26 protein-coding genes are annotated in these 26,346 nt (G+C 68.7%); 16 read left to right on the top strand and 10 right to left on the bottom strand.

Annotated elements, in window-relative coordinates; all coding sequences use genetic code 11:
- Window positions 1-2: 2 nt before the first annotated feature.
- The 8 genes from gmk to ASD21_RS03215 all read right to left on the bottom strand — a co-directional run bounded on the left by gmk (window position 3) and on the right by ASD21_RS03215 (window position 6,810).
- Window positions 3-647, bottom strand: coding sequence for a guanylate kinase (gene gmk / locus ASD21_RS03250; RefSeq protein ID WP_056436719.1), 645 nt, complete (start codon window positions 645-647; stop codon window positions 3-5).
- On the bottom strand, window positions 637-1,518 hold the full coding sequence (locus ASD21_RS03245; RefSeq protein WP_056436716.1) for a YicC/YloC family endoribonuclease: 882 nt from the start codon (window positions 1,516-1,518) through the stop codon (window positions 637-639). Before ASD21_RS03245 ends, gmk begins: the two co-directional genes overlap by 11 nt.
- 1 nt (window position 1,519) lies before the next feature.
- A complete protein-coding gene (gene mltG, locus ASD21_RS03240; protein WP_056436712.1) occupies window positions 1,520-2,644 on the bottom strand; it encodes an endolytic transglycosylase MltG in 1,125 nt (374 codons plus the stop codon).
- On the bottom strand, window positions 2,641-3,921 hold the full coding sequence (fabF, locus tag ASD21_RS03235) for a beta-ketoacyl-ACP synthase II (RefSeq protein WP_056436709.1): 1,281 nt from the start codon (window positions 3,919-3,921) through the stop codon (window positions 2,641-2,643). The genes mltG and fabF overlap by 4 nt, the downstream gene beginning before the upstream one ends.
- Window positions 3,922-4,105: 184 nt before the next feature.
- Window positions 4,106-4,345 (bottom strand): acyl carrier protein, encoded by a 240-nt coding sequence (locus tag ASD21_RS03230; RefSeq protein WP_007672577.1) that lies wholly within the window; start codon window positions 4,343-4,345, stop codon window positions 4,106-4,108.
- A 188-nt stretch (window positions 4,346-4,533) separates the two neighbouring features.
- Window positions 4,534-5,274 (bottom strand): 3-oxoacyl-[acyl-carrier-protein] reductase, encoded by a 741-nt coding sequence (gene fabG, locus ASD21_RS03225; protein WP_056436706.1) that lies wholly within the window; start codon window positions 5,272-5,274, stop codon window positions 4,534-4,536.
- A 31-nt stretch (window positions 5,275-5,305) separates the two neighbouring features.
- Window positions 5,306-6,250: an ACP S-malonyltransferase gene (fabD, locus tag ASD21_RS03220; protein ID WP_056436703.1), complete on the bottom strand. Its 945-nt coding sequence runs from the start codon at window positions 6,248-6,250 to the stop codon at window positions 5,306-5,308.
- Between the two features lie 80 nt (window positions 6,251-6,330).
- The gene (locus ASD21_RS03215; protein ID WP_056436700.1) at window positions 6,331-6,810 is read right to left on the bottom strand and encodes a group II truncated hemoglobin; all 480 of its coding nucleotides are present in this window, start codon (window positions 6,808-6,810) and stop codon (window positions 6,331-6,333) included.
- Between the two features lie 122 nt (window positions 6,811-6,932).
- Here ASD21_RS03215 and ASD21_RS03210 point away from each other — a divergent pair, with 122 nt between their 5' ends.
- From ASD21_RS03210 to ASD21_RS03200, 3 genes are all read left to right on the top strand, one after another.
- On the top strand, window positions 6,933-7,475 hold the full coding sequence (locus ASD21_RS03210; RefSeq protein ID WP_056436697.1) for a peroxiredoxin: 543 nt from the start codon (window positions 6,933-6,935) through the stop codon (window positions 7,473-7,475).
- 81 nt (window positions 7,476-7,556) lie between these two features.
- Window positions 7,557-8,669, top strand: coding sequence for a helix-turn-helix domain-containing protein (locus ASD21_RS03205; protein ID WP_056436695.1), 1,113 nt, complete (start codon window positions 7,557-7,559; stop codon window positions 8,667-8,669).
- Window positions 8,670-8,740: 71 nt separating this feature from the next.
- Complete coding sequence (locus ASD21_RS03200; RefSeq protein WP_056436692.1) at window positions 8,741-9,544, top strand: sterol desaturase family protein; 804 nt, start codon at window positions 8,741-8,743, stop codon at window positions 9,542-9,544.
- A gap of 3 nt (window positions 9,545-9,547) precedes the next feature.
- Here ASD21_RS03200 and ASD21_RS03195 read toward each other — a convergent pair whose 3' ends face one another.
- A complete protein-coding gene (locus ASD21_RS03195) occupies window positions 9,548-10,204 on the bottom strand; it encodes a hypothetical protein (protein ID WP_056436689.1) in 657 nt (218 codons plus the stop codon).
- A 321-nt stretch (window positions 10,205-10,525) separates the two neighbouring features.
- Between ASD21_RS03195 and rpsF the strand changes: the two genes are divergently transcribed.
- From rpsF to ASD21_RS03130, 13 genes are all read left to right on the top strand, one after another.
- Window positions 10,526-10,906, top strand: a complete 381-nt coding sequence (gene rpsF, locus ASD21_RS03190; RefSeq protein ID WP_028038546.1) for a 30S ribosomal protein S6 — start codon at window positions 10,526-10,528, stop codon at window positions 10,904-10,906.
- Between the two features lie 15 nt (window positions 10,907-10,921).
- Window positions 10,922-11,197 (top strand): 30S ribosomal protein S18, encoded by a 276-nt coding sequence (gene rpsR, locus ASD21_RS03185; RefSeq protein WP_056436686.1) that lies wholly within the window; start codon window positions 10,922-10,924, stop codon window positions 11,195-11,197.
- 13 nt (window positions 11,198-11,210) lie between these two features.
- Window positions 11,211-11,795, top strand: a complete 585-nt coding sequence (gene rplI, locus ASD21_RS03180; protein WP_056436683.1) for a 50S ribosomal protein L9 — start codon at window positions 11,211-11,213, stop codon at window positions 11,793-11,795.
- Between the two features lie 198 nt (window positions 11,796-11,993).
- Entirely contained in the window at window positions 11,994-14,402 is a 2,409-nt protein-coding gene (locus tag ASD21_RS03175; protein ID WP_056436680.1) for a TonB-dependent receptor plug domain-containing protein, read from the top strand.
- Window positions 14,403-14,571: 169 nt separating this feature from the next.
- On the top strand, window positions 14,572-16,098 hold the full coding sequence (locus ASD21_RS03170) for a replicative DNA helicase (RefSeq protein ID WP_082554605.1): 1,527 nt from the start codon (window positions 14,572-14,574) through the stop codon (window positions 16,096-16,098).
- Window positions 16,099-16,166: 68 nt separating this feature from the next.
- Window positions 16,167-16,859, top strand: a complete 693-nt coding sequence (locus ASD21_RS03165; RefSeq protein ID WP_056436674.1) for a MarC family protein — start codon at window positions 16,167-16,169, stop codon at window positions 16,857-16,859.
- A gap of 55 nt (window positions 16,860-16,914) precedes the next feature.
- Window positions 16,915-18,012: an alanine racemase gene (alr, locus tag ASD21_RS03160; RefSeq protein WP_056436671.1), complete on the top strand. Its 1,098-nt coding sequence runs from the start codon at window positions 16,915-16,917 to the stop codon at window positions 18,010-18,012.
- Window positions 18,013-18,087: 75 nt separating this feature from the next.
- Window positions 18,088-19,470, top strand: coding sequence for a DNA repair protein RadA (radA, locus tag ASD21_RS03155; RefSeq protein WP_056436666.1), 1,383 nt, complete (start codon window positions 18,088-18,090; stop codon window positions 19,468-19,470).
- Window positions 19,467-20,105 (top strand): CvpA family protein, encoded by a 639-nt coding sequence (locus ASD21_RS03150; RefSeq protein WP_056436662.1) that lies wholly within the window; start codon window positions 19,467-19,469, stop codon window positions 20,103-20,105. Before radA ends, ASD21_RS03150 begins: the two co-directional genes overlap by 4 nt.
- A complete protein-coding gene (gene purF, locus ASD21_RS03145; protein ID WP_056436659.1) occupies window positions 20,102-21,601 on the top strand; it encodes an amidophosphoribosyltransferase in 1,500 nt (499 codons plus the stop codon). Before ASD21_RS03150 ends, purF begins: the two co-directional genes overlap by 4 nt.
- A 123-nt stretch (window positions 21,602-21,724) precedes the next feature.
- Entirely contained in the window at window positions 21,725-22,723 is a 999-nt protein-coding gene (locus tag ASD21_RS03140) for a bile acid:sodium symporter family protein (protein ID WP_056436656.1), read from the top strand.
- A gap of 48 nt (window positions 22,724-22,771) precedes the next feature.
- The gene (locus ASD21_RS03135; protein ID WP_056436653.1) at window positions 22,772-23,524 is read left to right on the top strand and encodes an SDR family NAD(P)-dependent oxidoreductase; all 753 of its coding nucleotides are present in this window, start codon (window positions 22,772-22,774) and stop codon (window positions 23,522-23,524) included.
- Window positions 23,525-23,607: 83 nt separating this feature from the next.
- Window positions 23,608-24,537, top strand: coding sequence for an NAD(P)/FAD-dependent oxidoreductase (locus tag ASD21_RS03130; RefSeq protein WP_056436650.1), 930 nt, complete (start codon window positions 23,608-23,610; stop codon window positions 24,535-24,537).
- A gap of 11 nt (window positions 24,538-24,548) precedes the next feature.
- Here ASD21_RS03130 and der read toward each other — a convergent pair whose 3' ends face one another.
- Window positions 24,549-26,318, bottom strand: coding sequence for a ribosome biogenesis GTPase Der (der, locus tag ASD21_RS03125; protein WP_056436647.1), 1,770 nt, complete (start codon window positions 26,316-26,318; stop codon window positions 24,549-24,551).
- Between the last annotated feature and the right edge of the window lie 28 nt (window positions 26,319-26,346).

The following is a 26,346-nucleotide window of genomic DNA, read 5'->3' as shown; positions in this document are numbered from 1 at the left end:
CCCTAGATCTCTTCCTTCAGCAGATCCGCCACCAGATTGCCGATCCACGGGTTGCGCGAGCGCTTCTGGCGTTCGGCGTGGTAGATGTGGGCCAGGTCCGAATAGGCCTTGTCGAAGTCGTCGTTGAGGATGACGTAGTCGAACTGCTCCCAGGCGGCGACCTCGTCCTTGGCGCGGGCCAGGCGGCGGTGGATGACCTCTTCGCTGTCCTGGCTGCGGGCGTGCAGGCGGCGGCTCATCTCGGCCAGGGACGGCGGCAGGATATAGACCAGGACGCTGTCCTGCCCGGCCTGCTTGTGGACCTTCATCGCACCCTGGAAGTCGATGTCGAACAGCACGCTCTCGCCGCGGTCCAGCGCCTCCATGATCGGCCCGCGCGGGCTGCCATAGTGGTTGCCGTAGACCTCGGCCCATTCCAGGAACGCGTCGTCCTGGATCATCACCTGGAACTTGTCGTGGCTGACGAAATGGTAGTCGCGGCCGTCGTGCTCGCCCGGACGCGGCTCGCGGGTGGTGGCGCTGATCGACAGGTGCAGGTCGTTGTGGTCGGCCACCAGGCGGCGGGTCAGCGAGGTCTTGCCCACGCCCGACGGCGCCACGACCATCAGCAGCAGGCCGCGCGTGCGTCCATGCGGATTATTCGACATTCTGAACCTGTTCCCGGAATTGCTCGATCGTGGCCTTCAGATCCAGGCCGTGCGCGGTCAGCGCCGACAGCGCCGACTTGCTGCAGAGGGTGTTGGCCTCGCGCATGAACTCCTGGGACAGGAAGTCCAGGCGACGGCCCGCGGCCGCGTCGGCGGCCAGCAGGGCGCGCGCCGCGACCACGTGGCTGGCCAATCGGTCCAGTTCCTCGCGGACATCGGCCTTCACGGCCATGGCGGCGGCTTCCTGGACGATGCGCTCCTCCGAGGCGGCCTCGCCGATCAGCTCGGCCAGCTTGCGGGCGTAGCGGTCCTTGAGCACGGCCGGCTGGCCGGCGGCTTCCTGCGACGCCAGGACGGTCAGGGCCTCGATCCGGTCGACCGCGCCGGCCAGGATGGGGGCCAGGGCGGCGCCCTCCTCCAGCCGCGCGACCTTCAGCCCGTCCAGGGCCTGGCCGATCGTGGCGGCCATGGCGGCCTCGACCTCGGCGCGATCCTCGGCGGCTTCGTCCTCCTCGCGGGCTTCGATCACGCCGCGAAGGGCCAGCAGGCCGTCCAGGGACGGCTTGGCGACCATGCCGGTGGCGACATAGGGCGCGCCGGCCTTCAGGTAGCGCTCGATCATCTCGACATTGATCTGCACGGCCGCCTGGGCCTCGATCCGTTTGGCCTGCAGGTTGACGGTCAGTTGGCCGCGCTGGAAGCGGGCCTGGGCCCCGTCGCGGGCCGCGCGGTCCAGGCTCTCGAAGCCCGGCGGGCCGCGAAAGCGGGTCTCCAGATTGCGGCCGTTGACGCTGCGCGCCTCCACCGCCCACGACCAGGCCCCGTGCGAGCCCTCGACGCGGGCGAAGCCGGTCATGCCTGACAGCGCCATATCAGCCTCCGGCGAGCGGGATCTTGGACGTCACGGGACCCGCCGTCTTCGCGCGTTCGACCTGCCGCCACTTGGCGACATTGCGCTCGTGTTCCTCGTAGGTCGAGGCGAAGACGTGCCCGCCCGTGCCGTCGGCGACGAAATAGAGGTCGTCGCTCTTCATCGGATTGAGCACGGCCTCCAGAGCGGCCTTGCCCGGATTGGCGATCGGGGTCGGCGGCAGGCCGTCGATCAGATAGGTGTTGTAGGGCGTCTGGCGCTGCAGTTCCGACAGCAGGATGCCCCGGCCCAGCGGCCGTCCGCGGGTCAGGCCGTAGATGATCGTCGGATCGCTGCCCAGGCGGACGCCCTGGCGCAGGCGGTTGATGAACACCGCCGCCACGTGCGGGCGCTCGCGGGCCAGGCTGGTTTCCTTCTCGACGATCGAGGCCAGGGTCACGGCCTGGTCCTTGGTCTCGAAAGGCAGGCCCGGCTGGCGTTCGGCCCACAGCCGGTCGAGCAGTTCGTCGCGGTCGTCCATCATCCGCTGCAGCACCGCCGAGCGGTCCTCGCCGCGTTGGACCTGGTAGGTCTCGGGCAGCACCGAACCCTCTGGCGGGGTCGGCGCGGTGCCGGTCAGCTCCGGGGCCCGCATCAGGATGTCGACCACCATGTCCGAGGTCAGGCCCTCGGCGATGGTCACGTGGTGCCGGACGATCTTGCCGTCGCGGATCTTGGTCAGCACCTGGCGCAGCGAGGCGCGGGAGGGGAACTCGTATTCGCCGGCCTTCAGCTTGCGTGCCGCGCCGGTGGTCTGGGCGGCGGTCAGGAACAGCGAGGACGAGCGGATCACCCCCGCCTGCTCCAGGGCCCCGGCGATCTCGGGCAGGCTGGCGCCGCGCCGCAGGACGACGGTGGTGACCTCGCCCGAACGCGCGGTCGGTCCCGGGCCCTGATAGACCCACATCGCGCCCAGCACGACCACCATGGCCGTCAGGCCCAGCATGGTCAGCAGGCCCGCGCCCATGGCCGCGATGCGGCGGCCGACCGGCGCGGATTCGCGGCGGCGCGGGCTGGCCTTGCGGGAAGCCCCCGTCTTGGGCGTCGGGCGCGGCGCGCGGCGCTGAGGCGGGGCTTTGCGGCTCACGGGACTTTGCGGAACACGACCGAGGCGTTGGTGCCGCCGAAGCCGAAGCTGTTGGACACCGCCACGTCGATCTTGTGCGGCACGGCCTTGTTCGGCGCCAGGTTCATGGCGACGTGCACGTCCGGATTGTCCAGGTTGATGGTCGGCGGCGCGATCTGGTCGCGGATCGCCAGGACCGAGAAGATCGCCTCGATCGCGCCGGCCGCGCCCAGCAAGTGGCCGGTCATCGACTTGGTCGAGGACATCACCACGTTCTTGGCGTGATCGCCCAGGAAGCGCTCGACGGCCCCGGCCTCGATGCCGTCGGCCATGGTCGAGGTGCCGTGGGCGTTGACATAGTCGATGTCCGAGGGTTTCAGCCCCGCGTCCTTCACGGCCGCCGACAGGGCCCGGAAGCCGCCGTCGCCGTCTTCCGCCGGGGCGGTGATGTGATAGGCGTCGCCCGACAGGCCGTAGCCGATCACCTCGGCATAGATCTTGGCCCCGCGCGCCTTGGCGTGCTCGTACTCTTCCAGGACGACGACGCCGGCGCCCTCGCCCATCACGAAGCCGTCGCGGTCCTTGTCATAGGGGCGCGAGGCCTTCTCCGGAGTGTCGTTGAAGGCGGTGGCCACGGCGCGGCAGGCGATGAAGCCGGCCATGCCGACCTTGCAGACGGCCGCTTCGGCGCCGCCGGCGATCATCACGTCGGCGTCGCCGTACTTGATCAGCCGCGTGGCGTCGCCGATGGCGTGGGCGCCGGTGGCGCAGGCCGTCACCACGGCGTGGTTGGGGCCCTTGAAGCCATAGCGGATCGAGACCTGGCCCGAGATCAGATTGATCAGCGCCGAGGAGATGAAGAACGGGCTGATGCGGCGCGGGCCCTTGGCCTCGAGCTCCAGGGCGGTGTCGGCGATCGTCGACAGGCCGCCGATGCCCGAGCCGAGAATCACCCCGGTCCGATACCGGTCTTCCTCGGTTTCCGGGACCCAGCCCGAATCCTTCACCGCTTCGTCCGCGGCGGCGACGCCGTACAGGATGAAGTCGTCGACGCGCTTCTGGTCGCGCGGGCTCATGGTCAGGTCGGGATTGAACGATCCCTCGACATCGGGACCGCCGCCGCCGCGTCCGTCGACCCGCGGCACCTCGCAGGCCACCTGACAGCCGTATTCCGTCGGATCGAAGGCCGAGATCCTGTTGGCGCCGGACTTGCCGGCCAGGATGTTCTTCCAGGTGACATCGACGCCCTGACCCAGGGGGGTCAGAAGGCCAAGCCCGGTGACGACGACTCTACGCATGGATCACTCCCAACCTTCGCATCGCGGACATATGGGGACGCTGACGAATCCGACACGGCCCCGAATCCCCATTTGGACCCGCGAATCTCGGCCACATACGAAAACCGCCGCGCGCACGATGGCAAGAGCCCGTGCGACGCGGCGGTTGATAGTCCTGTTCGCAGAAATACGCGAACCCGACGCCTTAGGCGCCGGTCTTTTCCGTGATGAACTTCACGGCGTCACCGACGGTCTGGATGTGCTCGGCGGCGTCATCCGGAATTTCGATGTCGAATTCTTCTTCGAACGCCATGACCAGCTCGACGTTGTCGAGGCTGTCGGCGCCCAGGTCGTCGATGAAGCTGGCCTTTTCGGTGACCTTTTCCGGATCGGCGTCCAGGTGCTCGATGACGATCTTACGCACGCGCTCGAGAATGTCGGACATTCTGTTAGTCCCTCGTTTTGAATCTTGCAGTTCCGTGGATGGCTTTGGCGAACCTTCACCAGCCACGGGAATTGTCGGGCCACCGCCTATCACGTTCTTTTTCGAGTGACTAGCGGCACGTCCGGTTAGAAATGTGGGCTTTCGTCTTTCCAAGCAGAACGCGACGAGCCCGGGATAAAGACGATACGTCAGATCATGGCCATGCCGCCGTTGACGTGCAAGGTCTGACCCGTGACGTAACCGCCCTGGTCACTGGCCAGGTAAACGCAGGCTGCGGCGATATCGCTCCCCTCCCCCAGGCGGCCGGCCGGAATGGTCGCCAGGATGCCGGCCTTCTGCTGGTCGGTCAGGGCGTCGGTCATCGGGCTGGCGATGAAGCCGGGGGCGACGCAGTTCACCGTCACGTTGCGGCTGGCCAGTTCCTGGCCCAGAGCCTTGGAGAAGCCGATCATGCCGGCCTTGGAGGCGGCGTAGTTGGTCTGGCCCGCATTGCCGGTGACGCCGACGATCGAGGTGATGCCGATGATCCGGCCCGAACGGCGCTTCATCATGCCCTTGGCGGCGGCGCGCGACAGGCGGAAGTAGCCTTCCAGGTTCACCTTGATCACGGTCTCCCAGTCCTCGTCCTTCATGCGCACGATCAGGCCGTCGCGGGTGATGCCGGCGTTGGCGATCACGATGTCCAGCGGCGCGCCGGCGGCTTCCTCGGCCTTGGCGACCAGGCCGTCGACCTGTTCGGCGTCCGAGAGATTGGCCGCCACGAACGAGACGCGCTCGCCGAACTGGGCCGCCAGCTCGGCCAGGGCCGATTCGCGGGTGCCCGAGAGCACGACATGGGCGCCTTGCCCGTGCAGGGCCTTGGCGATGGCCCCGCCGATGCCGCCCGTGGCGCCGGTGACGAGGGCGGTCTTGCCGGTGAGATCGAACATTTTGGGTTTCCTCCCCAAGGAAAGAATGGGGTTAGAGGGATTTCGCGAAGGCTTCGAGGTCGGCCGGGCTGTTCAGCGGAACGGCTTCGGCGTCCGGAGCGATCCGCTTGGCCATGCCCGACAGCACCTTGCCGGCCCCGGCCTCGGCGAAGCGGGTGACGCCGCCTTCATTGGCCAGCCAGGTCATGCTCTCGCGCCAGCGGACGCGGCCGGTGACCTGCTCGACCAGCAGCTTGCGGATGACGTCCGGATCGTGGACCGGCGCGGCGGTGACGTTGGCCACCAGCGGCGCGCGCGGGGCGATGATCGTGGTCTTCGACAGCGCTTCGGCCATCTCGTCGGCCGCCGGCTGCATCAGCGGGCAGTGGAAAGGGGCCGAGACGTTCAGCGGAATGGCCCGCGCGCCCAACTCCTTGGCCTTCTCGATGGCCTTGTCGACGGCCGCCTTGGCGCCGGAGATCACCACGTTGCCGTTGTTATTGTCGTTGGCCACGACGCAGACCCCGACTTCCGAGCCGGCGGCGGCGGCCGCTTCGGCCAGGGCCAGGTCGGTCTTGGGGCCGATCAGCGAGGCCATCGCGCCCTCGCCCACCGGCACGGCGCGCTGCATGGCCTGGCCGCGCAGCTTCAGCAGGCGGGCGGTGTCGGCCAGGGTGATCGCGCCGGCGGCGGCCAGGGCGCTGTATTCGCCCAGGCTGTGGCCGGCCACGAAGGCGGCCTTGTCGATTCCGACGCCGAATTCCTTCTCCAGCACCCGGCTCACGGCCAGGCTGACGGCCATCAGGGCCGGCTGGGCGTTCTCGGTCAGGGTCAGGTCGCCCTCGGGGCCCTCGATCATCAGCTTGAACAGCTTCTGGCCCAGGGCGTCGTCGACCTCCTGGAAGACCTCGCGGGCGGTGGCGAAGGCCTGGGCGAGATCGGCGCCCATGCCGACCGTCTGGCTGCCCTGTCCCGGGAAAATGAAAGCGATGCTCATGGAAGCCCGCGCCTCTTTCTAAAGATTCAGGGGCGGAGGGTTAGGCCATCGAACGCGGGGCGGCAAGTCGGCCCGAATGTTCAGCCCAGCCAGGGTCCGCCCGGCGGTCCCCAGCCCCAGACCGGCATCGGCGGGTTGTCGGCGGGCGCCTCGACGCCGGGCGCTGAGTTGATCACCGCCAGCCGCGTGCCCCACTCCAGGTAGCCGACGAAGGCGGCGCGGAATTCCGGATCCGCCGGCAGGCCGACCGCGTCGGCGGTGTCCAGCATCAGCGAAACCCAGGCCCGGCGCTGCTCTTCGGTCAGATGGCGGCCCAGGTGATGGCCGATCATCGCGGCGTGTCCGCCGCCGGCCTCGCTGTAGGCCTTGGGACCGCCGAACACCTCGGTGACGAAGGCGGCCACGTGCTCGGCGTGGCGCGGGTTCATGCCGGCGAACACCGGGGCCAGCACCGGATCGTCGGGCACGGCGGCGTAGAAGGCCTCGAACAGCGCCCGGAACCGGTCGGGCCCGCCCGCCCAGGCCGCCAGGGTGGGGATTTCCGTCTCGCCGAGCGCCATGTCCGCCTCCCGTTTACGCCTTTCGTCTTAGGGGCGCAGGTTGGCGTTTGGAAGGCGAAGGAATGGCGTTATTGAAAACATGCGCAGTCGGTTGCGCCCTCGCCTTCCGTTGGAGCCTACGCATGCAACGCCTGCTTACCGGTCTCGCTCTCTGCGGCGCCCTCCTGGCCGCCTCGCCCGCCCTGGCCGCCCTCAAGGTCGGCGACAAGGCCCCCGACTTCACCGCCCCCGCCGCCCTGGCCGGCAACGACTTCTCCTTCACCCTGTCCCAGGCGCTGAAGAAGGGTCCTGTGGTGCTGTACTTCTTCCCGGCCGCCTACACCTCGGGCTGCACGGCCGAGGCCCACGAATTCGCCGAGGCCACGCCCGAGTTCGAGAAGCTGGGCGCGACGGTGATCGGCGTCACCGCCGGCAATGTCGAGCGCATCAAGGACTTCTCCAAGGAGCACTGCCGCGACAAGTTCGCGGTCGCCGCCGCCAATCCGGCCCTGATCAAGACCTACGACGTCGTGCTGCCGATGAAGGACACCCTGTCCAACCGCACGTCCTATGTCATCGCCCCCAGCGGCAAGATCCTGCTGGCCTACAGCGACCTGAACTTCCAGGGCCACGTCACCAACACCATGGACGCGGTGAAGGCCTACAAGGCCGGCAAGCTGAAATAATTCCGGTTTCGACCAGCCTCTTGCGAAATCGGCGCGCGCGGGTCGGATCGGTCCGCGCGTGTTTCGTCTAGAGTGTCGGCCATGGGCGACACGATCCTCTTCGAAACCCTGGCCCGCGGCGTCGCCATCGGCGGTTTCGCGGTCACCGGACTGGGCCTGGTCCTGGATCGGCGCACGACTCCTGCGCGCTGGGTCGGCGGGCTGTTCTTCCTCGGCGCCATGGCCCATGTGATCGAGGGCTACAGGCCGGGCGGCGTGGCCGTGGCCTCCCCGATCGTCTGCGCGCTGTCGGTGGCGACCACCGGTCTGTTCTGGGCCCTGGCCTACGCCCTGTTTGCCGACGAGCGACGCTTCTCGCCGCATCGTCTGTGGCCGGCCGTGGGGCTGGTGGCGCTGTGGTTCCTGGCCCGGTCCATGCCGCCGACGATCTGCAAGCCGTTCTGGCTGGTCTTCAACCTGGCCTCGGCCGGACTGGTGCTGCACGCCCTGCTGGTGATCTGGCGCGGCTGGCGCGACGACCTTGTGGCTCAGCGTCGCCGCATACGGGGGCCGGTGATGATCACCGCCGCCGGCTACATCCTGCTGCTCAGCATTCGGGACATGGCCTGGATCGGCGGCCTGCCGGGGCTGCCCGCCGCCGGCCTGCTGCAATCGCTGACCCTGGCCGCCCTGTCCGTGGCCGCCTCCGTCGCCCTGCTGCGCGCCGAACCGCTTCTGGTGGTGGCGTCCAAGGCCGGCGAAGCGGCGACGCCGCCGCCCGCGCCTCTGATGGACCTGACCCCCGCCGACCGCCTGGTTCTGGCCCGGTTGGAGACCGCCATGGATCAGGACGAGGTCTGGCGCGGCGAGGACCTGTCGATCAGCGCCTTGGCGGCGCTGGTCGGCGCGCCCGAGCACCGCCTGCGCCGGTTGATCAACGGCGTGTTGGGCCACCGCAACTTCGCCGACTACGTCAACGGCCGGCGGATCGAGGCGGCCAAGACCGCCCTCGCCGCCCCCGACCTGGCCCTGAAGTCGATCTCGACCATCGCCTACGACCTGGGCTTCGCCTCGCTGGGCCCGTTCAACCGCGCTTTCCGGGTCGCGACGGGCGTCACCCCGACCGAATGGCGGAGCGCCAATACGCCCGTCCCCACGCGGCTGCGGCTGGTCGAAACCGGCGGTCCTTCGCCGAAAGCCGACAAGACCGCCTGATTTCGCGATCGGCGCGACGGGCCCGGACAGCCGCGTCTTCCTCGGGACATCACTCATCCGAGGACCATCCGATGTCGTTCCTTCTCCCCTTCGCCGAACACTGGCTGCAAGGTGTCTTCACCGACGTCAGCCGCTACGTGATCTTCGCGGTCGGCGTCTGGCTGGCGCTGTGGGGCGTGCTGGCGGCCCCGCTGGCCGGTCGCAAAATTCGCGAGGGCCGCCCGCCGGCGCGCCAACTGCTGATCGAGTTCGCCACCTCGATCCGGTCGATCATGATCTTCTCGACGGTCGGCCTGCTGAGCTTCGGCCTGTTCCGCGCCGGCCTGATGCACGGTCCCTACATCGCCCGCGAGTGGGGACCGGCCTGGTTCTGGACCAGCCTGGCGCTGATGATCGTCGGCCACGACGCCTGGTTCTACTGGACCCACCGGCTGATCCACGACCGGAGGCTTTTCCGGGTCTTTCACCGCCGTCATCACCGCTCAAACAGCCCCTCGCCGTTCACCGCCTACAGCTTCGATCTGGGCGAGGCGGCGATCAACGCGCTGTTCGTGCCGTTGTGGATGCTGCTGGTCCCCACCCAGTGGCCGGTCGCGGGGCTGTTCATGCTGCACCAGATCGTCCGCAACACCCTGGGCCACAGCGGCTACGAGCTGTTTCCGGCCACCCGCGACGGCCGCCCGCTGCTGCCCTGGATGACGACCGTGACCCATCACGACCTGCACCACGCCCAGGCCGGCTGGAACTACGGGCTCTATTTCACCTGGTGGGACCGGATGATGGGCACCGAGAACCCGCGCTATCTGGAGCGGTTCGCCCAGGCCGTGCGGCGTCAGGGACGCGAGGCGGAGATCAAGGCGGTGGAGGCCGCCTGAGGCCTACCAGGTGGCGCGGACCAGCTTGACCATCAGCCGGCCGTCCTGGACCCGCTCGTCGTCGGCGCGCAGGCTGACGGTGAACTCGGCGGGCAGGTCGAACGGCCGGGTCAGGCTGAAATCGACCCCCTCCTGGCCCGTCGTGCCGCCGCCCACGGCGATCGAGGCGACCGGACGGCCGTCCAGGGTCAGTTCGGACCGCACATTGGCCCGGGTCACCGGCGTGCGGCCGCGCAGATAGACCGGCTGGACGGCGTTCATGTTCATCGACAGGCGCACATAGTTGGTCTTGGGCAGCAGGCCGAAGCCGAACGAGCGGGCCAGGGACGAGCGGATCGCCGCCTCGCGGGCGTTCCATGACGCTCCGACGCCGACCGCCCGATTGGTGGTGACGTGCTCGTCGGGCTTCTGGTTCAGGTTGAGGGCGAAATCATAGGTCGGGTCGTCGAGGTTCCCGGCCACCTTGGCGGTGAAGGTCGCCTTCTCGGCGTCGCTCGACAGGTCCAGCGTCTGGGCGGCCGAATAACCCTGGAAACGGCCGTCCGCGCCCCACACCGCCAGGTCGGGTTTGCGCACGATGTCGCCCGCCGTCGCCGGCGCGGCGAAGGTGGCGGTCGCGGCCACGGCCGCGATCAGGGACGCAAGTGCTCGGAACCCCATGAACTCCCGATAGCATAAGCCTTTGCGGGTCCAAAGAACCTGGTCGACAAATTTGTATGACAACTGTTTGCCGCCCGGTTTCCGAGCGGTTCGCGACCGCACGGATTTCCGGCGGGCGTCGCGCCGTCGGCGGCCCCTGGCGGTTTCGCAGGGTTTCCTTGCCTTCGCGCGGCCTTTCGGCTATTAGCGCGCCCTCTCACGGATGGCGGTCTTGCACGCAGCCCTTTGGGTCGGGATTTCCCGCTCGGCATGCAGGATCCATCGTGATCGACGGACTTCCGCCGTCGCTCGCGCCGCCTTCCAAGCCGGAAGAAGGAAAACATGGCGTTCTACGAACACGTGGTCATCGCGCGGCAGGATATCTCGCCGCAACAGGCCGAAGCTCTGAATGAGCAACTCAAGGCTCTCCTGGAAGAAAATGGCGGTCACATCGCCAAGATCGAATACTGGGGCCTGCGTAACCTCACCTATCGCATCAAGAAGAACCGCAAGGGCCACTACTCCCTGCTCGCCATCGACGCTCCGGCCGCGGCCGTGAAGGAGATGGAACGTCAGCTGCTGATCAATGAAGACGTGCTGCGCTTCATGACCATCCGCGTCGAAGAGCTGGACCTGGAACTGTCGCCGGTTCTGGCCCGTCGCGATCGCGAACGTGGCGAGCGCACCGAGCGCCCGCGCGACGATTTCGCGCCGGCCGCGTAAGGGAGAAGAGAGATCATGACCGATACCACTGCTCCCGAAGCCGGCGCTCCCGCCGCCGGCGCTGGCGCTCGCCGCCCGTTCTTCCGTCGCCGCAAGGTTTGCCCGTTCTCGGGCGCCAACGCGCCGAAGATCGACTACAAGGACGTGAAGCTGCTGCAGCGTTACGTCTCCGAACGCGGCAAGATCGTGCCGTCGCGCATCACCGCGGTGTCGGCCAAGAAGCAACGCGAACTGGCCAAGGCCATCAAGCGCGCCCGCTTCCTGGCTCTGCTCCCCTACGTCGTGAAGTAAGGGAGACACCACGATGAAAGTCATTCTGCTCGAACGCGTCGAAGGCACCGGCGTTCTTGGCGACGTCGTCACGGTGAAGGACGGCTTCGCCCGTAACTTCCTGCTGCCGCGCCACAAGGCCCTGCGCGCCAACTCGACCAACCTGAAGTCCTTCGAAGCTCAGCGCGCTGAGATCGAAGCCCGCAACGTCAAGAACCGCGAAGCCGCTGGCAAGTCGGGCGAAAGCCTGGACGGCAAGCAGTACGTGATGATCCGTCAAGCCGGCGAAAGCGGCCAGCTGTACGGTTCGGTCGCGGGCCGCGACGTCGCCGACGCCATCAAGGCCGAAGGCGGCAAGGTCGACCGCTCGATGATCGTGCTGGACAAGCCGATCAAGACGCTGGGCGTCCACGAAGTGAAGGTGAAGCTGCACGCTGAAGTGACCGTCACGGTCACCCTCAACATCGCGCGCAGCCAAGACGAAGCCGATCGCCAAGCGCGCGGCGAAAACGTCATCGCCGCTCAGTTCGAGGAAGACCGCGCCGCTGACGCCGAAGCCGCCCAAGACATGGCCGAAGGCGGCGCCGGTTCGTTCGAAGGCGACCACTACGAAGCCTAACCGCCTCGTAGACGCATAGAAAAACTGCAAAAACGGCGTGGAGAAATCCGCGCCGTTTTTTTCTGCGCGTTTAACCAGAATTGCTCAGCTTGTGAGCGAATACACGCATCCCCATCCTTTCCTTAGGGGGAGACGGGCTCCTCCGCTTCCGGAACAAAAGGCCCAGAGCCGCCGGGAGCCATGCGAGGGGATTTCGTCATGCATTTTAGAAGCTTCCTGATGGCCGCCGCTTCCGTCGCGGCCGTGGCCGGCGCCGCCCAGGCCCAAGACGTCGCGCCAGCCGATGACACCACAGCGGTCGATCAGGTGGTCGTCACCGGCACCCGGGTCGCCCGCTCGCGGCTCGACACCGTCTCGCCGGTCGACGTCGTCGACAACAAGGCCCTGACCCGGCAGGGCACGCCGGAACTGGCCCAGGCCCTGGCCAACCTGGCGCCGTCGCTCGACTTCCCCCGCCCGGCGGTGACCGACGGCACTGACTCGGTGCGCCCGGCCACCCTGCGCGGCCTGTCGCCCGACCAGACGCTGGTGCTGCTGAACGGCCACCGCGCCCACACCGCCGCCCTGGTCAACATCAACGGCTCGATCGGCCGCGGTTCGGCGCCGTTCGATCTCAACACCATCCCGACCGCCGCCCTGGACCGCGTCGAGATCCTGCGCGAAGGCGCGGCGGCCCAGTACGGGTCGGACGCCATCGCCGGGGTGATCAATCTGCGCCTACGCGAGGCGAGCCACGGCGGCGGCGCCAGCGCCACCTACGGCATCTACGACACCGAGGTGAAGACGACCCGGAATCGCGACGGCCGCACGGCCCACGACGGCCCCACCTACAGCGCCTCGCTGTGGCAAGGCTTCGCCCTGCCCAACGACGGCTTCCTGACACTGACCGGCGAATATTCGTTCCGCAATCCGACGAACCGCGCCGACCTGGACCTCCGCGTCTCGCCCCGGAAGGTGACGGGCGTCTACGGCGACCCGCAGGTCGAGACCAAGACCATCTACGCCAATTTCGGTCTGCCGTTGAACGACGCGTGGAGCCTGTACGGTCTGGCCGGCTACCAGAACCGCAAGGGCGAAAGCTCGGCCTTTCCGCGCCTGGCCGACAACGCGAACAACTATGTCAGCGTCTATCCGACCGGCTACGTGCCGCGGATCACCACCAAGATCGACGACTACAACCTGGCCTTCGGGACCAAGGGCGTGATCGGCGGCTTCAACGTCGACGCCAGCGTCACCCACGGCGAAAACAAGGTCGAATACGGCACGATCAACTCGCTGAACGCCTCGCTGGGCCCGAGCTCGCCAACCCGCTTCAAGGACGGGTCGATGCAGTACGGCCAGACCGTGGCGGCCATCGACGTCAACCGCCCCTTGGAGCTGTTCGGCTTCGCCAAGCCCAGCACGCTGGCCTTCGGGATCGAGTATCGCGACGAGAGCTACAAGATCGAGGCCGGCGAAACCGCGTCGTGGGTCAACGGCGGCAACGGCAAGGGCGCCGGCGCCCAGGGCTTCCCCGGCTTCCGTCCGGCCAACGAGGTCGACGTCAGCCGCAACGCCACCAGCCTCTATGTCGACCTGGACAACCAGATCACCGACAAGCTCGATATCGACCTGGCCGCCCGCTACGAGGACTATTCGGACTTCGGCTCGACCACGACCGGCAAGATCGCGGCCCGCTACGACTTCACCGACAACTTCGCCCTGCGCGGCGCGTTCTCGAGCGGCTTCCGGGCGCCGGCCCTGCAGCAGCAGTACTTCACCACCACCTCGATCAACATCATCGCCGGCGGGGCGGCGGTGGACGTCGGCACCTTCCCGGCCACCAGCGCCACGGCCGCCGCCCTCGGCGCCAAGCCGCTGGAGCCGGAAAAGTCGAAGAACTATTCGCTGGGCGCGGTCTACCACAAGGGTCCGTTCGAACTGACGGTCGACGCCTATCAGATCGACATCGACAACCGCATCGTGCTCTCGGAGAACATCCAGGGCGTGAACGGCGGCACGCCCACCCAGCAGGCGATCTACAACCTGCTGCAGCCGTTCGGCGTCACCACGGCCCGGTTCTTCGTCAACGGCGTGGACACCACCAGCAAGGGTGTCGACGTGGTGGCGCGCTACCGCCTCGACGCCGACGCGGCCGGCCGCTTCGACTTGACCCTGGCGGCCAACTACAACCAAACCGACGTCAACAAGGTGCCGACCACCAGCACCCTGTCAGGCCTGCCCGTGCCCCCGCCCCTGTTCGCCAGGGTCAACATCCTGACCTACGAGCAGGGCACGCCCGACCACAAGCTGGTGGCCGCCGGCGACTGGAGCAACGGCCCGTGGGGCGCGACCCTGCGCGGCACGGCTTATGGCTCGGTGCTGATCCCCAACGCCACCCCGTCGCTGGACTACAAGTCCGGCGCCAAGACCGTCTGGGACGCCGAGGCCCGCTACACCTTCCTCAAGGACGTCACCTGGGCCTTGGGCGTGAACAACCTGTTCGACGAGTACCCCGACCGGGCCCCGGCGCCGGTCAACACGACCGGGGTGGTGGCCTTCCCCAGCTACTCGCCGTTCGGCTTCAACGGGCGCTTCCTCTACACCCGCCTGAGCTACAGCTGGTAAGTCCTTGAACCCTTTGGGCTAAGCGTCATGGGGCGCGGCGAGCGATCGCCGCGCCCCTTCTACGTCCGCTTCTGACGCAGCGTTATCCTAGAGAACATACATAAAACATCCCCGTTCATCTGAAGCCTCACCCGTCGCCCCCAACAACCGTTCGCGTTAACTTCCGCCGATGTCCCTCGTGCCTGCTCTAGACCTCCGCCCACCCTCCGCGATGGGCGACATCGTCGTCTCCGTCGCGCCCCACAATCTGGAGGCCGAACAGGCGCTGCTGGGCGTGCTGCTGTACGACAACGCGGCCTACGAGCGCCTGACCGACAGCCTGCAGGGCCGCCATTTCTACGAACCCTTCCACGCGCGGCTGTTCAGCGCGATCGAGACCCACATCCGCAAGGGCCAGCTGGCCGAGCCGATCCTGCTGGCCGACGAATTCAAACATGACCCGGCGTTCGAGGAGCTGGGCGGCCTGCGCTACCTGGCCGACCTGGTCGACAGGGCCCCGCCCGCCGCCAATGTCGGCGACTACGCCCGCGCCGTGTTCGACCTGGCCCTGCGCCGCGACCTGATCCGCATCGGCGGCGAGATCGCCTCCACCGCCCACGGCGGCGTCAGCAAGGACGACGTCAAGCTTCCGGCCCGCGACCAGATCGAGGCGGCCGAACAGCAGCTCTACACCCTGGCCGAAAGCGGCGCGGCCAGCTCCGGTTTCGTCAGCTTCGGCGAAGCCCTGCGCGGCGCGGTCGAGATGACCGCCGAGGCCTACAGCCGCGACGGCGGCATGTCGGGCCTGGCCAGCGACCTGATCGACCTGGACACCAAGATCGGCGGCCTGCACCCCTCGGACCTGATCGTGCTGGCCGGTCGTCCGTCGATGGGCAAGACGGCCCTGGCCACCAACATCGCGTTCAACGTCGCCAAGAAGTACGCCTGGGAGCCCCAGCCCGACGGCACCAAGAAGACCGTCAGCGGCGGCGTCGTGGCCTTCTTCTCGCTGGAAATGAGCGCCGAGCAGCTGGCCCTGCGTATGCTGGCCGACGCGTCCGGCGTGTCGGGCGACAAGCTCCGCAAGGGGGAAATCGACGCCAGCGAGTTCGGCCGGGTGCGCGACGCGGCCATCGAGCTGCAGGAAGCCCCGCTCTATATCGACGCCACTGGCGGCATCTCGATCGCCAAGCTGACCGCCCGGGCCCGCCGCCTGAAGCGCCAGGTCGGCCTGGACCTGGTCGTGGTCGACTACCTGCAGCTGGTCACCGGCTCGGATCTTGGATCCAACGCCAACCGCGTGCAGGAAGTCTCGCAGATCACCATGGGCCTGAAGGCCCTGGCCAAGGAGCTGGCCTGCCCGGTCATCGCCCTGTCGCAGCTGTCGCGTCAGGTCGAGCAGCGTGAAGACAAGCGCCCCCAGCTGTCCGACCTTCGCGAATCCGGCTCGATCGAGCAGGACGCCGACATGGTCTGGTTCGTCTATCGCGAAAGCTATTACGTCGGCCGCTCCGAGCCGCGCGAGGGCACGCCCGAGCACTTGCAATGGCAGGAGGACATGGACCGCCTGCAAGGCCTGGCCGAGGTGATCATCGCCAAGCAGCGTCACGGCCCCATCGGCACCGTGCGCCTGTCGTTCAACAGCGACACCACCCGCTTCGGCAACCTCGCCCGCGACCACTACTTCCATCAGATGCGCAGCGGCGGCGAGGAATAGCGTTTGCGGATTTGACGCGGGCAGCCGGTCTCGGCCACGGTGTCGGGACCCGCTGAACGAGGCCGCGAATGGATTTCAGTCCCCTGCCGACATCCACGGTCGTCGGCGCGTTCCTGCTGGCTTTCCCGGCGCTCTTCTCGATCGTCAATCCGGTCGGGGCCTCGCTGATCTTCCACCAGGTCCTGGCTGACCGCACCTCGCAAGAGCGCCATCGGCTGGCCTTCCGGATCGCGACCTACGCCCTGGCCATCCTGCTGGGATCGCTGCTGCTGGGCGGCTACATCCTCAACTTCTTCGGGGTCAGCCTGGGAGCCTTGCGCGTGGCCGGCGGGCTGGTGGTGGCGATCCGGGCCTGGGGCCTGCTGATGCAGCCCGAGGCGCACGAGGACCGCAAGAGCGACGCGGCCTCGCCCGCCGAGCGCCGAACCGACGACATCGCCTTTTTTCCCCTGACCATGCCGTTCACGACCGGGCCGGGTTCGATCGCCGTCGCCATCGCCCTGTCGTCGCAGCGGCCGGCCGGCGGGCACACGGTGATCCCGTTCTTCCTGGGCGCCAGCCTTGGCGCCGTGGCCGTCGCCCTGCTGGTTTGGGGCCTCTATCGAGCGTCCGACCGGGTCATGGCCCTGCTGGGCGTGTCAGGCGCGCGGGTCATGTCGCGGCTGGTCGCCTTCCTGCTGCTGTGCATCGGGGTTCAGATCCTGGCCAGCGGGATCGAGAGCCTGGCGGCCGACTTCCTGACGCGACACCCTCTGCACTGAAACACCACGCCATCCGCGCTGGCTTTGGGCGGCGCGCTCGGCTACGCCCTGCCCCGTGACCGAAACCAGCCGCCTCACCCTCGACCTCGACGCCCTGGCGTCCAACCACGCCGTGCTCAAGGCCGCCGCCGCCAACGCCTCCCATGGGGGGGCCGAGATCGCGCCGGCCGTGAAGGCCGACGCCTATGGCCTGGGCGCTGACCTGGTGGCCGGACGGCTATGGGACGAGGGCGCGCGGGGCTTCTACGTCGCCCGCCTGTCGGAAGGCCTGGTCCTGCGCCAGGCCCTGGGCGACCGCGCGGCCACGATCTACCTGCTGGACGGCGTCACCCCCGGCTCGGCCCCGGCCATCGAGGCGGCCGGCCTGACGCCGGTGCTCAACAGCCTGCCGCAGATCGAGGCCTGGAACAGCCATGCCCGCGGCCGGACGCTGGACGCCGCCCTGCACATCGACACCGGCATGAACCGCCTGGGCCTGCGTCCGGAAGAAGCCGTGGTCCTGACCGGGGCCATGGACCGGCTGAAGTTCCTCAACATCACCCTGGTGATCAGCCACCTGGCCTGCGCCAGCGAGCCCGATCACCCGCTGAACGCCCGCCAACTGGCCCGCTTCACCGAAGCCGCCGCGCTCTTTCCGAACGCTCGCCGCAGTCTCGCCAATTCCGGCGGGATCTTCCTGGGCGCCGACTACCGCTTCGACCAGTGCCGGCCGGGGATCAGCCTGTACGGCGGCGGTCCGCGCGATGTCGCCGACGACCGCATCAAGGCCGTGGCCACCCTGGAGGCGCCGATCCTGCAGGCCCGCGTCGTGCCGCGCGGCGAGAGCATCGGCTACGGCGCGGCCTTCACCGCCCGGGACACCACCCGAGTCGCCATCCTGGCGGTCGGCTACGCCGACGGCGTGCCGCGCGCGGCCCATCCGCGCGGCGCGGTGTGGTTCGACGGCGCGCGCCGGCAGATGCTGGGCCGGGTGTCGATGGACCTGATCGCCGTCGACATAACCGACTGCGACGCCGCCCGCCCCGGCGCGATGATGCAGATCATCGGCCCCGATCTGCCGGTGGACGACGCAGCGGCGGCGGCGGGCACCACGGCCTACGAGCTGCTGACTCGCATCGCGCCGAGGGCCCGGCGGGTGATCAAGGGCGGCTGAGAGACGGTGCGTCCGGCTTTGGCGCAGCGGGCGGCCAAGCTGTAGTCTCCAGTCACCTTCGAATCAGGAGCCCCCATGGCCCGTGACGGCGCCGTCTACGCCTGCCAGTCCTGCGGCGCGGTCTCGACCAAGTGGTCGGGTCAGTGCACGGCCTGCCAGAGCTGGAACAGCCTGGTCGAGGAGGTCGGGGCCCGCGCGCCCGGGGCCCTGTCCAGCACCAAGGCCACCCGCGTGCGCGGCCTGCAGTTCACCGGCCTGGAAAGCGACACCCCCGCCCCGCCCCGGATCATCACCGGCGTCGACGAGTTCGACCGGGTCTGCGGCGGCGGCGTGGTGCCGGGCTCGGCCATCCTGATCGGCGGCGACCCCGGCGTGGGCAAGTCCACCCTGCTGCTGGAGGTCGTGGCCAAGGCCAGCCTGAAGGGCGTCAACTGCGCCTATATCTCCGGCGAGGAGGCCGTGGCCCAGATCCGCGGCCGGGCCGAGCGCATGGGCTTCGCCCAGGCTCCGGTGAAGCTGGCGGCCGAGAGCAGCCTGCGCGACATCCTCGACGGGCTGAAGCGCGACAACTTCGACCTCGTCGTGATCGATTCGATCCAGACCATGTGGAGCGACGCCCACGAGGCCGGGCCGGGCACGGTCACCCAAGTCCGGGCCTGCGCCCAGGAGCTGGTGCGCCTGGCCAAGAAGAAGGGTGTGGCCATCCTGCTGGTCGGCCATGTCACCAAGGACGGCCAGATCGCCGGTCCCCGGGTGGTCGAGCACCTGGTCGACGCGGTGCTGAGCTTCGAGGGCGAGCGCGGCTATCCGTTCCGCATCCTGCGCGGCGCCAAGAACCGCTTCGGGGCCACCGACGAGATCGGGGTGTTCGAGATGGGCGATTCGGGTCTGCGCGAAGTGAAGAACCCCTCGGCCCTGTTCCTGAACGAAGGCGGCGAGCGGGCGGCCGGCGCGGCGGTGTTCGCCGGCATCGAGGGCTCGAGACCCGTCCTGGTGGAGTTCCAAGCCCTGGTCGCGCCGTCCGCGTACGGAACGCCCAGACGCGCCGTGGTCGGATGGGATTCCGGACGCCTGGCCATGGTCCTGGCCGTGCTTGAATCGCGTTGCGGCCTTGGTTTTGGCAACAAGGACGTCTATCTGAACGTCGCTGGCGGCCTGCGGATCACCGAGCCGGCGGCGGACTTGGCGGCGGCGGCGGCCCTGGCCTCCTCGGCCCTCGACATCGCCCTGCCGCAGGACTGCGTCGTGTTCGGCGAAGTCAGCCTGTCCGGTGAAGTGCGGCCCGTGAGCCGTATGGAGACACGTTTGAAAGAGGCCGCGAAACTCGGCTTTGGCCGAGCTCTGGGACCGCTGTCGGGCCTGCCCGAAGGCGGCGGAGCCCTGCCCGTCGCCGGCGTCGCGCGTCTGGCCGACGCGGTGCGCCGCATCGGCGACGAGATCTGGGGGCAGCTGACGTGACGCCGTTCGACATCATTTTCGGCTTGATCCTGCTGGTCTCGGCCCTGGTCGGCTTCGCTCGCGGCGCGTCGCGGGAGCTGACTTCGGCCCTGTCGTTCATCGTCGCCGCCCTGCTCTCCCTGCTGGCCCTGCGCGTCACCGGGCCGCTGTTCCGGGCCATGATGGATCCGGACTGGGCGGCCACGGCGGCCGCCATTCTGGTCGGCTTCGTCATCATCTTCGTTCTGCTGCGCCTGGTCGGGGCCCAGATCACCAAGACCCTGCACGCCGACGGCGCCCTGGGCACGCTGGACCGCCTGATGGGCCTGGCGTTCGGCGTGCTGCGCGGCCTGGTGGTGCTGGGGGTGTTCAGCCTGGTGTTCCACATGGCCACCCCGCCCGACCGGGTGCCCCAGTGGATGTCGAAGTCGGCGCTCTATCCGCTGTCCAACGCCGCCGGCCGCGTGCTGAAGGTGTTCGCCCCCAAGGGCGCGGGTCTGGCGGGAAAATTGGCCCCGGCCATCGAGGACGCCGTCGCCGATGGAGCAAGGGGAGACGGCGCCAGCGACAAACCGTCCGAACGCAAGCCGCACGAACCGAGTTATGATAAGGACCAGCGTCGCTCCGTCGACGATCTGGTGGAGAAATCGCGATGACGTCCTTCGGCCAGTCGATCGACCGCTTCTCGTCCGCGCCGTGGCGTGATCCCGAAGACGACACCCTGCGCCTCGAATGCGGGGTGTTCGGCGTCTACGGCGTACGCGACGCCGCCGCCGTCACCGCCCTGGGCCTGCACGCCCTGCAGCACCGCGGCCAGGAAGCCTGCGGCATCGCCGCCTTCGACGGCCAGCGCTTCCACACCGAACGCCACATGGGCCATGTCGGCGACGCGTTCACCGGCAACGACCTGGTCCAGCGCCTGCCCGGCGGCATGGCCATCGGCCACACGCGCTATTCCACGGCCGGCGGCAGCGGCATCCGCAACGTCCAGCCGATGTTCGCCGATCTGGAGACAGGCGGCGTGGCCATCGCCCACAACGGCAACCTGACCAACTTCCTGACCCTGCGCGAGCGCCTGGTGCAGGAAGGCGCGATCTTCCAATCGACCAGCGACAGCGAGGTGATCCTTCACCTGATCGCCCGCTCTCGGAAGGCGCGCATCGTCGACCGCTTCATCGACGCCGTCGGCCAGATCGAAGGCGGCTACGCGATCGTGGCCATCACCAACAAGAAGATGATCGGCCTACGCGACCCGCTGGGCATCCGCCCGCTGGTGCTGGGCGACCTGGACGGCCAGCCGATCCTGGCGTCCGAGACCTGCGCCCTGGACATGATCGGCGCCCGCTTCGTGCGCGACGTCGAGCACGGCGAGATGGTGGTGATCTCCGAGACCGGCGTGAAGTCGCTGCGTCCGTTCCAGAACGTCGCCGCCCGCCCCTGCGTGTTCGAATATGTCTATTTCGCCCGTCCCGACAGCGTCGTGAACGGCCGCTCGGTCTATGACGTGCGCAAGCGCATGGGCCAGCGCCTGGCCATCGAGACCGGCGTCGAGGCCGACGTGGTGGTGCCGGTTCCCGACAGCGGCGTGCCCGCCGCCATCGGCTTCGCCCAGCAGAGCGGCCTGCCCTTCGACCTGGGCATCATCCGCAACCACTATGTGGGCCGCACCTTCATCCAGCCGACCCAGGGCGTGCGCGAACTGGGCGTGCGCATGAAGCACAGCCCCAACCGCGCCGTGCTCGAGGGCAAGCGCGTCATCCTGATCGACGACTCGATCGTGCGCGGCACCACCTCGCTGAAGATCGTCCGCATGGTCCGCGAGGCCGGCGCCAAGGAGGTTCACCTCCGCTCGGCCAGCCCGCCGATCAAGTGGCCCGACTTCTACGGCATCGACATGCCCGAGCGCGACCAGCTGCTGGCGGCCAACAAATCGCTTGAGGAGATGGCCCGGTTCCTGGAAGTCGACAGCCTGGGCTTCCTGTCGGTCGACGGCCTCTATCAGGCGCTGGAAGCCGGTCCCCGCGACCCGGCCCACCCGCAGTTCACCGACCATTACTTCACCGGCGACTATCCCACGCGCCTGACCGACCGCGAGATCGCCGAGGGCCGCAACGACCAGGCCGAGAAACAGCTGTCGCTGCTGAGCGCATAGACCTCAACGCAGCAGTACGCCCTCGTCCTTCGACAAGCTCAGGATGAGGGCGAATTGAACACCCCGCCTCTCCGCCCCCGATCGCATTCGAAATCCTCATCCTGAGCCTGTCGAAGGACGAGGATTTCGCATCCCAGGTTGCCACCTTTGTTCAAAGACCTCCTCGCCAAGCTGAAGATCGACGGCTACATCGCGGCCCTGTTCGGCATGGTCGTGCTGGCCTCGGTGCTGCCGGTGCGCGGCGAGGCGGCGACGATCGTCGGCTGGGTGGTCAAGATCGCCATCGCCCTGCTGTTCTTCCTGCACGGCGCCAAGCTGTCGCGCGAGGCCGTGGTCGCGGGCCTGACCCACTGGCGGCTGCACCTGACGATCCTGGCCTTCACCTTCGTGCTGTTCCCGGTGCTGGGCCTTGGGATCAGCAAGTCGGGCGTGCTGTCGCCCACCTTGTCCAGCGGCATGCTGTTCCTGTGCTGCCTGCCCTCGACCGTCCAGTCGTCGATCGCCTTCACCTCGATCGGCCGGGGCAACATCGCCGCCGCCGTCTGCGCGGCCTCGGCGTCGAACCTCCTGGGCATCTTCCTGACCCCCGTGCTGGTGGGCCTGCTGATGCACGCCCACGGTGATGTCGGCGGCTGGGACTCGATCAAGTCGATCGTCCTCCAGCTGCTGGTCCCGTTCGTGGCCGGCCAGCTGGTGCGGCCCTGGGTCAAGGGCTGGATCGAGAAGCACAAGGCGCTGGTGGGCCAGGTCGACCGCGGCTCGATCCTGCTGGTGGTCTATTCGGCGTTCAGCGCCGCCGTGGTCGGCGGCATCTGGAAGATCGTCTCGATCCCAGAGCTGTTCCTGCTGCTGGCCGCCTGCGTGGTCCTGCTGGCCGTGGTGATGTCCATCACCGTGTTCGGCGCGCGCGCCCTGGGCTTCTCCAAGCCGGACGAGGTGGCCATCGTGTTCTGCGGCTCCAAGAAGAGCCTGGCCACCGGCGTGCCGATGGCCGGCATCCTGTTCCCCGGCGCCGCGGCGGGGATCATGGTCCTGCCGTTGATGCTGTTTCATCAGATCCAGCTGATGGCCTGTTCGGTGATCGCCCAGCGCTACGGCGCGCGTCCGGCGGACAATCCTTAGGGAGCCGTCGCGGTTTCCATCGTCTCGCTTAGCCACTAGAACCCGCCCATGACTTCCGACTCCGAAAAGCCGCTGGCCGGCCGCATCGCCCTCGTCACCGGCGCCACCCGCGGCATCGGCGAGGCCATCGCCCTGGGCCTGGCCCAGGCCGGCGCCCACGTCATCGCCCTGGGCCGCACCCAAGGGGCCCTGGAGGCCCTGGACGACGCGATCTTCACCGCGACGGGCGAGCACGCCACCCTGGTCCCGATGGACCTGCGCGAGGCCGACGGCCTGGATCAGCTGGGTGCGGCCCTCTACGAGCGGTTCGGCAAGCTGGACATCCTGGTCGGGGCCGCCGGCGTTCTGGGCGCCCTGACCCCGGTGGGCCACCTGGACCCCAAGGGCTGGGACATGATCATGGCCACCAACCTGACGGCCAACTGGCGGCTGATTCGGTCCATGGACCCCCTGCTGCGCCGCGCCGAGGCCGGTCGGGCCATCTTCCTGACCAGCAGCGTCGCCAAGACCCATCGCGCCTTCTGGGGCGGCTACGCGGCCTCCAAGGCCGGGCTCGAGGCCATCGTCGCCTGCTATGACGACGAGATGGAGAGCACCACGGTGCGCGCCGTCTGCGTCGATCCGGGGGCCATGCGCACCCGCATGCGGGCCGGGGCCTTCCCGGGCGAGGACCCGCAGACCGTGCCGGCGCCCGACACCATCGTGCCGCTGATCGTCGACTTGGCCCGCCCCGACCGCGTGCCGCCCAAGGGCGTCGTCAAGTTCAAGGACCGCGGCCAGGAATCGGCCAGCCTCGGCTGATCACGGCGACGCGGCGGGGTGCGTTTCGGGCCGGCGCACGCAACCCTTGCCGGGCTGGCGCGTCTATCGGCGTCGGAGATCCCATGACGCCAAACCCGCTCGCCCCCGCGCTGAACCGCGAACGCCTGGATGCGATTATCGTCGGCGCGGGCCCCGCGGGCCTGACCGCCGCGCTCTACATGGGACGCTTCCGGCGGCGGGTGCTGGTCGCCGACGGCGGCGACAGCCGCGCCGCCTGGATCCCGACAACCCACAACCATCCGGGCTTTCCCGATGGCGTGGCCGGCGCGACGCTGCTGGACCTCCAGAGGGAGCACGCCCTGCGCTACGGCGCGCGGATTCAGGCGGGCATGGTTCGTGCTCTGTCCATCACGGACGAGGGTTTCACCCTCGAGATCGGCGACGACGTCTTGCGCGCCGCGACCGTCCTGTTGGCCTGCGGGGTCGAGGACAACGCCCCGGATCTGCCCGAGGTCGATGAAGCCGTGCGCAGGACCCTGCTCCGGATCTGCCCGATCTGCGACGGGTTCGAAGTCACGGGCCAGCGGGTCGGCGTGATCGGCAACGGGGCGCTGGGCGCGCGCGAGGCCCTGTTCCTGCGCACCTATGCCGACCGGCTGACCCTGATCCACATCGCCGCGCCCGATGCTTTGCCCGCCGAGGAACGGGCCCTGCTGGCCCAGGCCGGCGTGGCGGTCATCGAGGCGCCCATCGAGGACGTCGAACTTCAGCCCGCCCGCCCTCGGGCGCTCTGCTTTTCCGGGGCGGGGCGCGTGGAGTTCGACGCGCTCTACAGCGCTCTGGGCGTGACGCCGCGGACAGGCCTGGCCCTGGCGGCCGGCGCGCGTCACGACGATCAGGGCCGGCTGGTGGTCGACGATCACCAGCAGACATCGATCCCCGGCCTCTACGCCGCCGGCGACATGGTGCGCGGCCTCAACCAGATCACCACGGCCCAGGGCGAGGCGGCGATCGCCGCCACCGCCATGCACAACCGGCTCAGAGGCCTTTAGCGCCCCCGCCCTTAGCGCCCTTTGGGCGGCGCCTTGTTGCCGCGAACCGTGCGGGCCCCGGCCACGGGGCGACGCGGCGCGCTCTTGGAGCCGGCCGCCTTGCCGCCGGCTGCCTTGAAGCCGACCTTGTAGCTGGGGGTGGCCGACTTCTTCTGGGCCCTGGGGCCCTGCTTCTTGACCGACTTGACCGCGCCCTTGCCGGGCTCGGCGGCTGGGTTGGCGGCGGTCTCGGTCGGCTTGGGCGCCTTGGACGCCTTGGACACAGGCTTGCCGATGCTTGGGGCGGGCACGGGCAGGCCCGCGGCCTGGGCGGCGGCCGCGGCGGCGGCTTCGGCCACGCGCACCGACTTCTTGACGGTGTTGCGCGAGGCGCGAATGCGTTCGGCCTCGCGTTCGCGCCGTTCGAACTCCCGCTTGCCCTTGCCCGAGTGGCCCTTGGCCTCGCCGTCGGCATAGGGGTTGGCGCCCGACTTCAGGGTGATGCGCAGCGGCACGCCCGGCAGGTCGAAGCTTTCGCGCAAGGAATTGATCAGGTAGCGCCGATACTGCTCGGGCATCTGGTCGGCGCGGCTGGAGAACAGCACGAAGGTCGGCGGACGGGCCTTGGTCTGGGCCATGTACTTGGGCTTGATGCGCTTGCCCCCGACGCTGGGCGGCGGGTGGCGCTGCATGGCCATCTGCAGCCAGTCGTTCAGGTCGCGGGTCTTGACCTTGGTCGACCAGTCCTTGTGGCTCTTGAGCACGGCCGGCATCAGGCGCTCGACGCCCTTGCCGGTCTCGCCCGACAGCGCCACCACGGGCGTGCCGCGCAGCTGCGGCAGCATGCGCTCGGCATGCTCGACGAAGCCCTTCAGGGTCGCGCCCGGATCCTCGACGAGGTCCCACTTGGCCAGCACGAAGACGACGCAGCGCCCTTCGCGCTCGGCCAGGTCGGCGATCTGCAGGTCCTGGGTCTCGAACGGATGGGTGGCGTCCATCACCAGCAGCACCACCTCGGCGAAGGTGATCGAGCGGATGGTGTCGCCGGTCGACAGCTTCTCCAGTTTCTCGTTGACCTTGGCCTTCTTGCGCAGGCCGGCGGTGTCGACAAGACGGACCTTGCGCCCGCCCCAGTCCCAGTCGACCGAGATGGAGTCGCGGGTGATGCCGGCCTCGGGACCGGTCAGCAGGCGCTGTTCGCCGATCAGACGGTTGATCAGGGTCGACTTGCCGGCGTTGGGGCGGCCGACGATGGCGATCTTGATCGGCTTGTCGTCGTCCAGCTCGTCGTGTTCGGTCTGCAGGTCTTCCGGCGCGATGGCGATCAGGGCCGCGTAGAGCTCGGCCATGCCCTCGCCGTGCTCGCCGCTGATCTGGATCGGCTCGCCCAGACCCAGGACATTGGCCTCGGCCGCGCCGTGGTCGCCCGCCTTGCCCTCGGACTTGTTGGCCGCGACCAGCACCGGCTTGTTCCGCTTGCGCAGGATCTCGGCGAAGATCTTGTCCAGCGGCGTCAGACCCTCGCGGGCGTCGAACACCAGCAGGCTGACGTCGGCTTCCTCGATCGCCAGCTCGGTCTGGGCGCGCATCCGCGCCTCCAGGCTCTCGTCGGTGACGTCCTCGAAGCCGGCGGTGTCGATCAGCTCCAGGTCCAGGTCGCCCAGGCGGCCATGGGCGAAGCGGCGGTCGCGGGTGACGCCGGGCTGGTCGTCGACCAGGGCCAGCTTGCGGCCGGCCAGACGGTTGAACAGGGTCGACTTGCCCACATTGGGGCGGCCGACGATGGCGAGTTTCAAAGGCATGGGCTGAGATTAGTCGATTTCGGGGACA

This window comes from Caulobacter sp. Root1455 (assembly GCF_001426905.1).
In the GTDB taxonomy this organism is placed as follows: Bacteria; Pseudomonadota; Alphaproteobacteria; order Caulobacterales; family Caulobacteraceae; genus Caulobacter.
The sequence above is the reverse complement of the archived record's forward strand: the minus strand, read 5'-3'. Positions and strand labels throughout refer to the sequence as shown.

Excerpts from the sequence above, each read along its gene's own strand:
- fabF (WP_056436709.1), bottom strand. The coding sequence starts at position 3,921 with ATGCGTAGAGTCGTCGTCACCGGGCTTGGCCTTCTGACCCCCCTGGGT.
- ASD21_RS03200 (WP_056436692.1), top strand. The coding sequence starts at position 8,741 with ATGTCGTTCCTTCTCCCCTTCGCCGAACACTGGCTGCAAGGTGTCTTC.
- der (WP_056436647.1), bottom strand. The coding sequence starts at position 26,318 with ATGCCTTTGAAACTCGCCATCGTCGGCCGCCCCAATGTGGGCAAGTCG.
- ASD21_RS03205 (WP_056436695.1), top strand. The coding sequence starts at position 7,557 with ATGGGCGACACGATCCTCTTCGAAACCCTGGCCCGCGGCGTCGCCATC.
- ASD21_RS03230 (WP_007672577.1), bottom strand. The coding sequence starts at position 4,345 with ATGTCCGACATTCTCGAGCGCGTGCGTAAGATCGTCATCGAGCACCTG.
- purF (WP_056436659.1), top strand. The coding sequence starts at position 20,102 with ATGACGTCCTTCGGCCAGTCGATCGACCGCTTCTCGTCCGCGCCGTGG.
- radA (WP_056436666.1), top strand. The coding sequence starts at position 18,088 with ATGGCCCGTGACGGCGCCGTCTACGCCTGCCAGTCCTGCGGCGCGGTC.
- ASD21_RS03130 (WP_056436650.1), top strand. The coding sequence starts at position 23,608 with ATGACGCCAAACCCGCTCGCCCCCGCGCTGAACCGCGAACGCCTGGAT.
- rpsF (WP_028038546.1), top strand. The coding sequence starts at position 10,526 with ATGGCGTTCTACGAACACGTGGTCATCGCGCGGCAGGATATCTCGCCG.
- ASD21_RS03170 (WP_082554605.1), top strand. The coding sequence starts at position 14,572 with ATGTCCCTCGTGCCTGCTCTAGACCTCCGCCCACCCTCCGCGATGGGC.
- ASD21_RS03215 (WP_056436700.1), bottom strand. The coding sequence starts at position 6,810 with ATGGCGCTCGGCGAGACGGAAATCCCCACCCTGGCGGCCTGGGCGGGC.
- ASD21_RS03245 (WP_056436716.1), bottom strand. The coding sequence starts at position 1,518 with ATGGCGCTGTCAGGCATGACCGGCTTCGCCCGCGTCGAGGGCTCGCAC.
- ASD21_RS03175 (WP_056436680.1), top strand. The coding sequence starts at position 11,994 with ATGCATTTTAGAAGCTTCCTGATGGCCGCCGCTTCCGTCGCGGCCGTG.
- fabD (WP_056436703.1), bottom strand. The coding sequence starts at position 6,250 with ATGAGCATCGCTTTCATTTTCCCGGGACAGGGCAGCCAGACGGTCGGC.
- ASD21_RS03135 (WP_056436653.1), top strand. The coding sequence starts at position 22,772 with ATGACTTCCGACTCCGAAAAGCCGCTGGCCGGCCGCATCGCCCTCGTC.
- ASD21_RS03165 (WP_056436674.1), top strand. The coding sequence starts at position 16,167 with ATGGATTTCAGTCCCCTGCCGACATCCACGGTCGTCGGCGCGTTCCTG.
- gmk (WP_056436719.1), bottom strand. The coding sequence starts at position 647 with ATGTCGAATAATCCGCATGGACGCACGCGCGGCCTGCTGCTGATGGTC.
- rplI (WP_056436683.1), top strand. The coding sequence starts at position 11,211 with ATGAAAGTCATTCTGCTCGAACGCGTCGAAGGCACCGGCGTTCTTGGC.
- ASD21_RS03195 (WP_056436689.1), bottom strand. The coding sequence starts at position 10,204 with ATGGGGTTCCGAGCACTTGCGTCCCTGATCGCGGCCGTGGCCGCGACC.
- fabG (WP_056436706.1), bottom strand. The coding sequence starts at position 5,274 with ATGTTCGATCTCACCGGCAAGACCGCCCTCGTCACCGGCGCCACGGGC.
- ASD21_RS03210 (WP_056436697.1), top strand. The coding sequence starts at position 6,933 with ATGCAACGCCTGCTTACCGGTCTCGCTCTCTGCGGCGCCCTCCTGGCC.
- rpsR (WP_056436686.1), top strand. The coding sequence starts at position 10,922 with ATGACCGATACCACTGCTCCCGAAGCCGGCGCTCCCGCCGCCGGCGCT.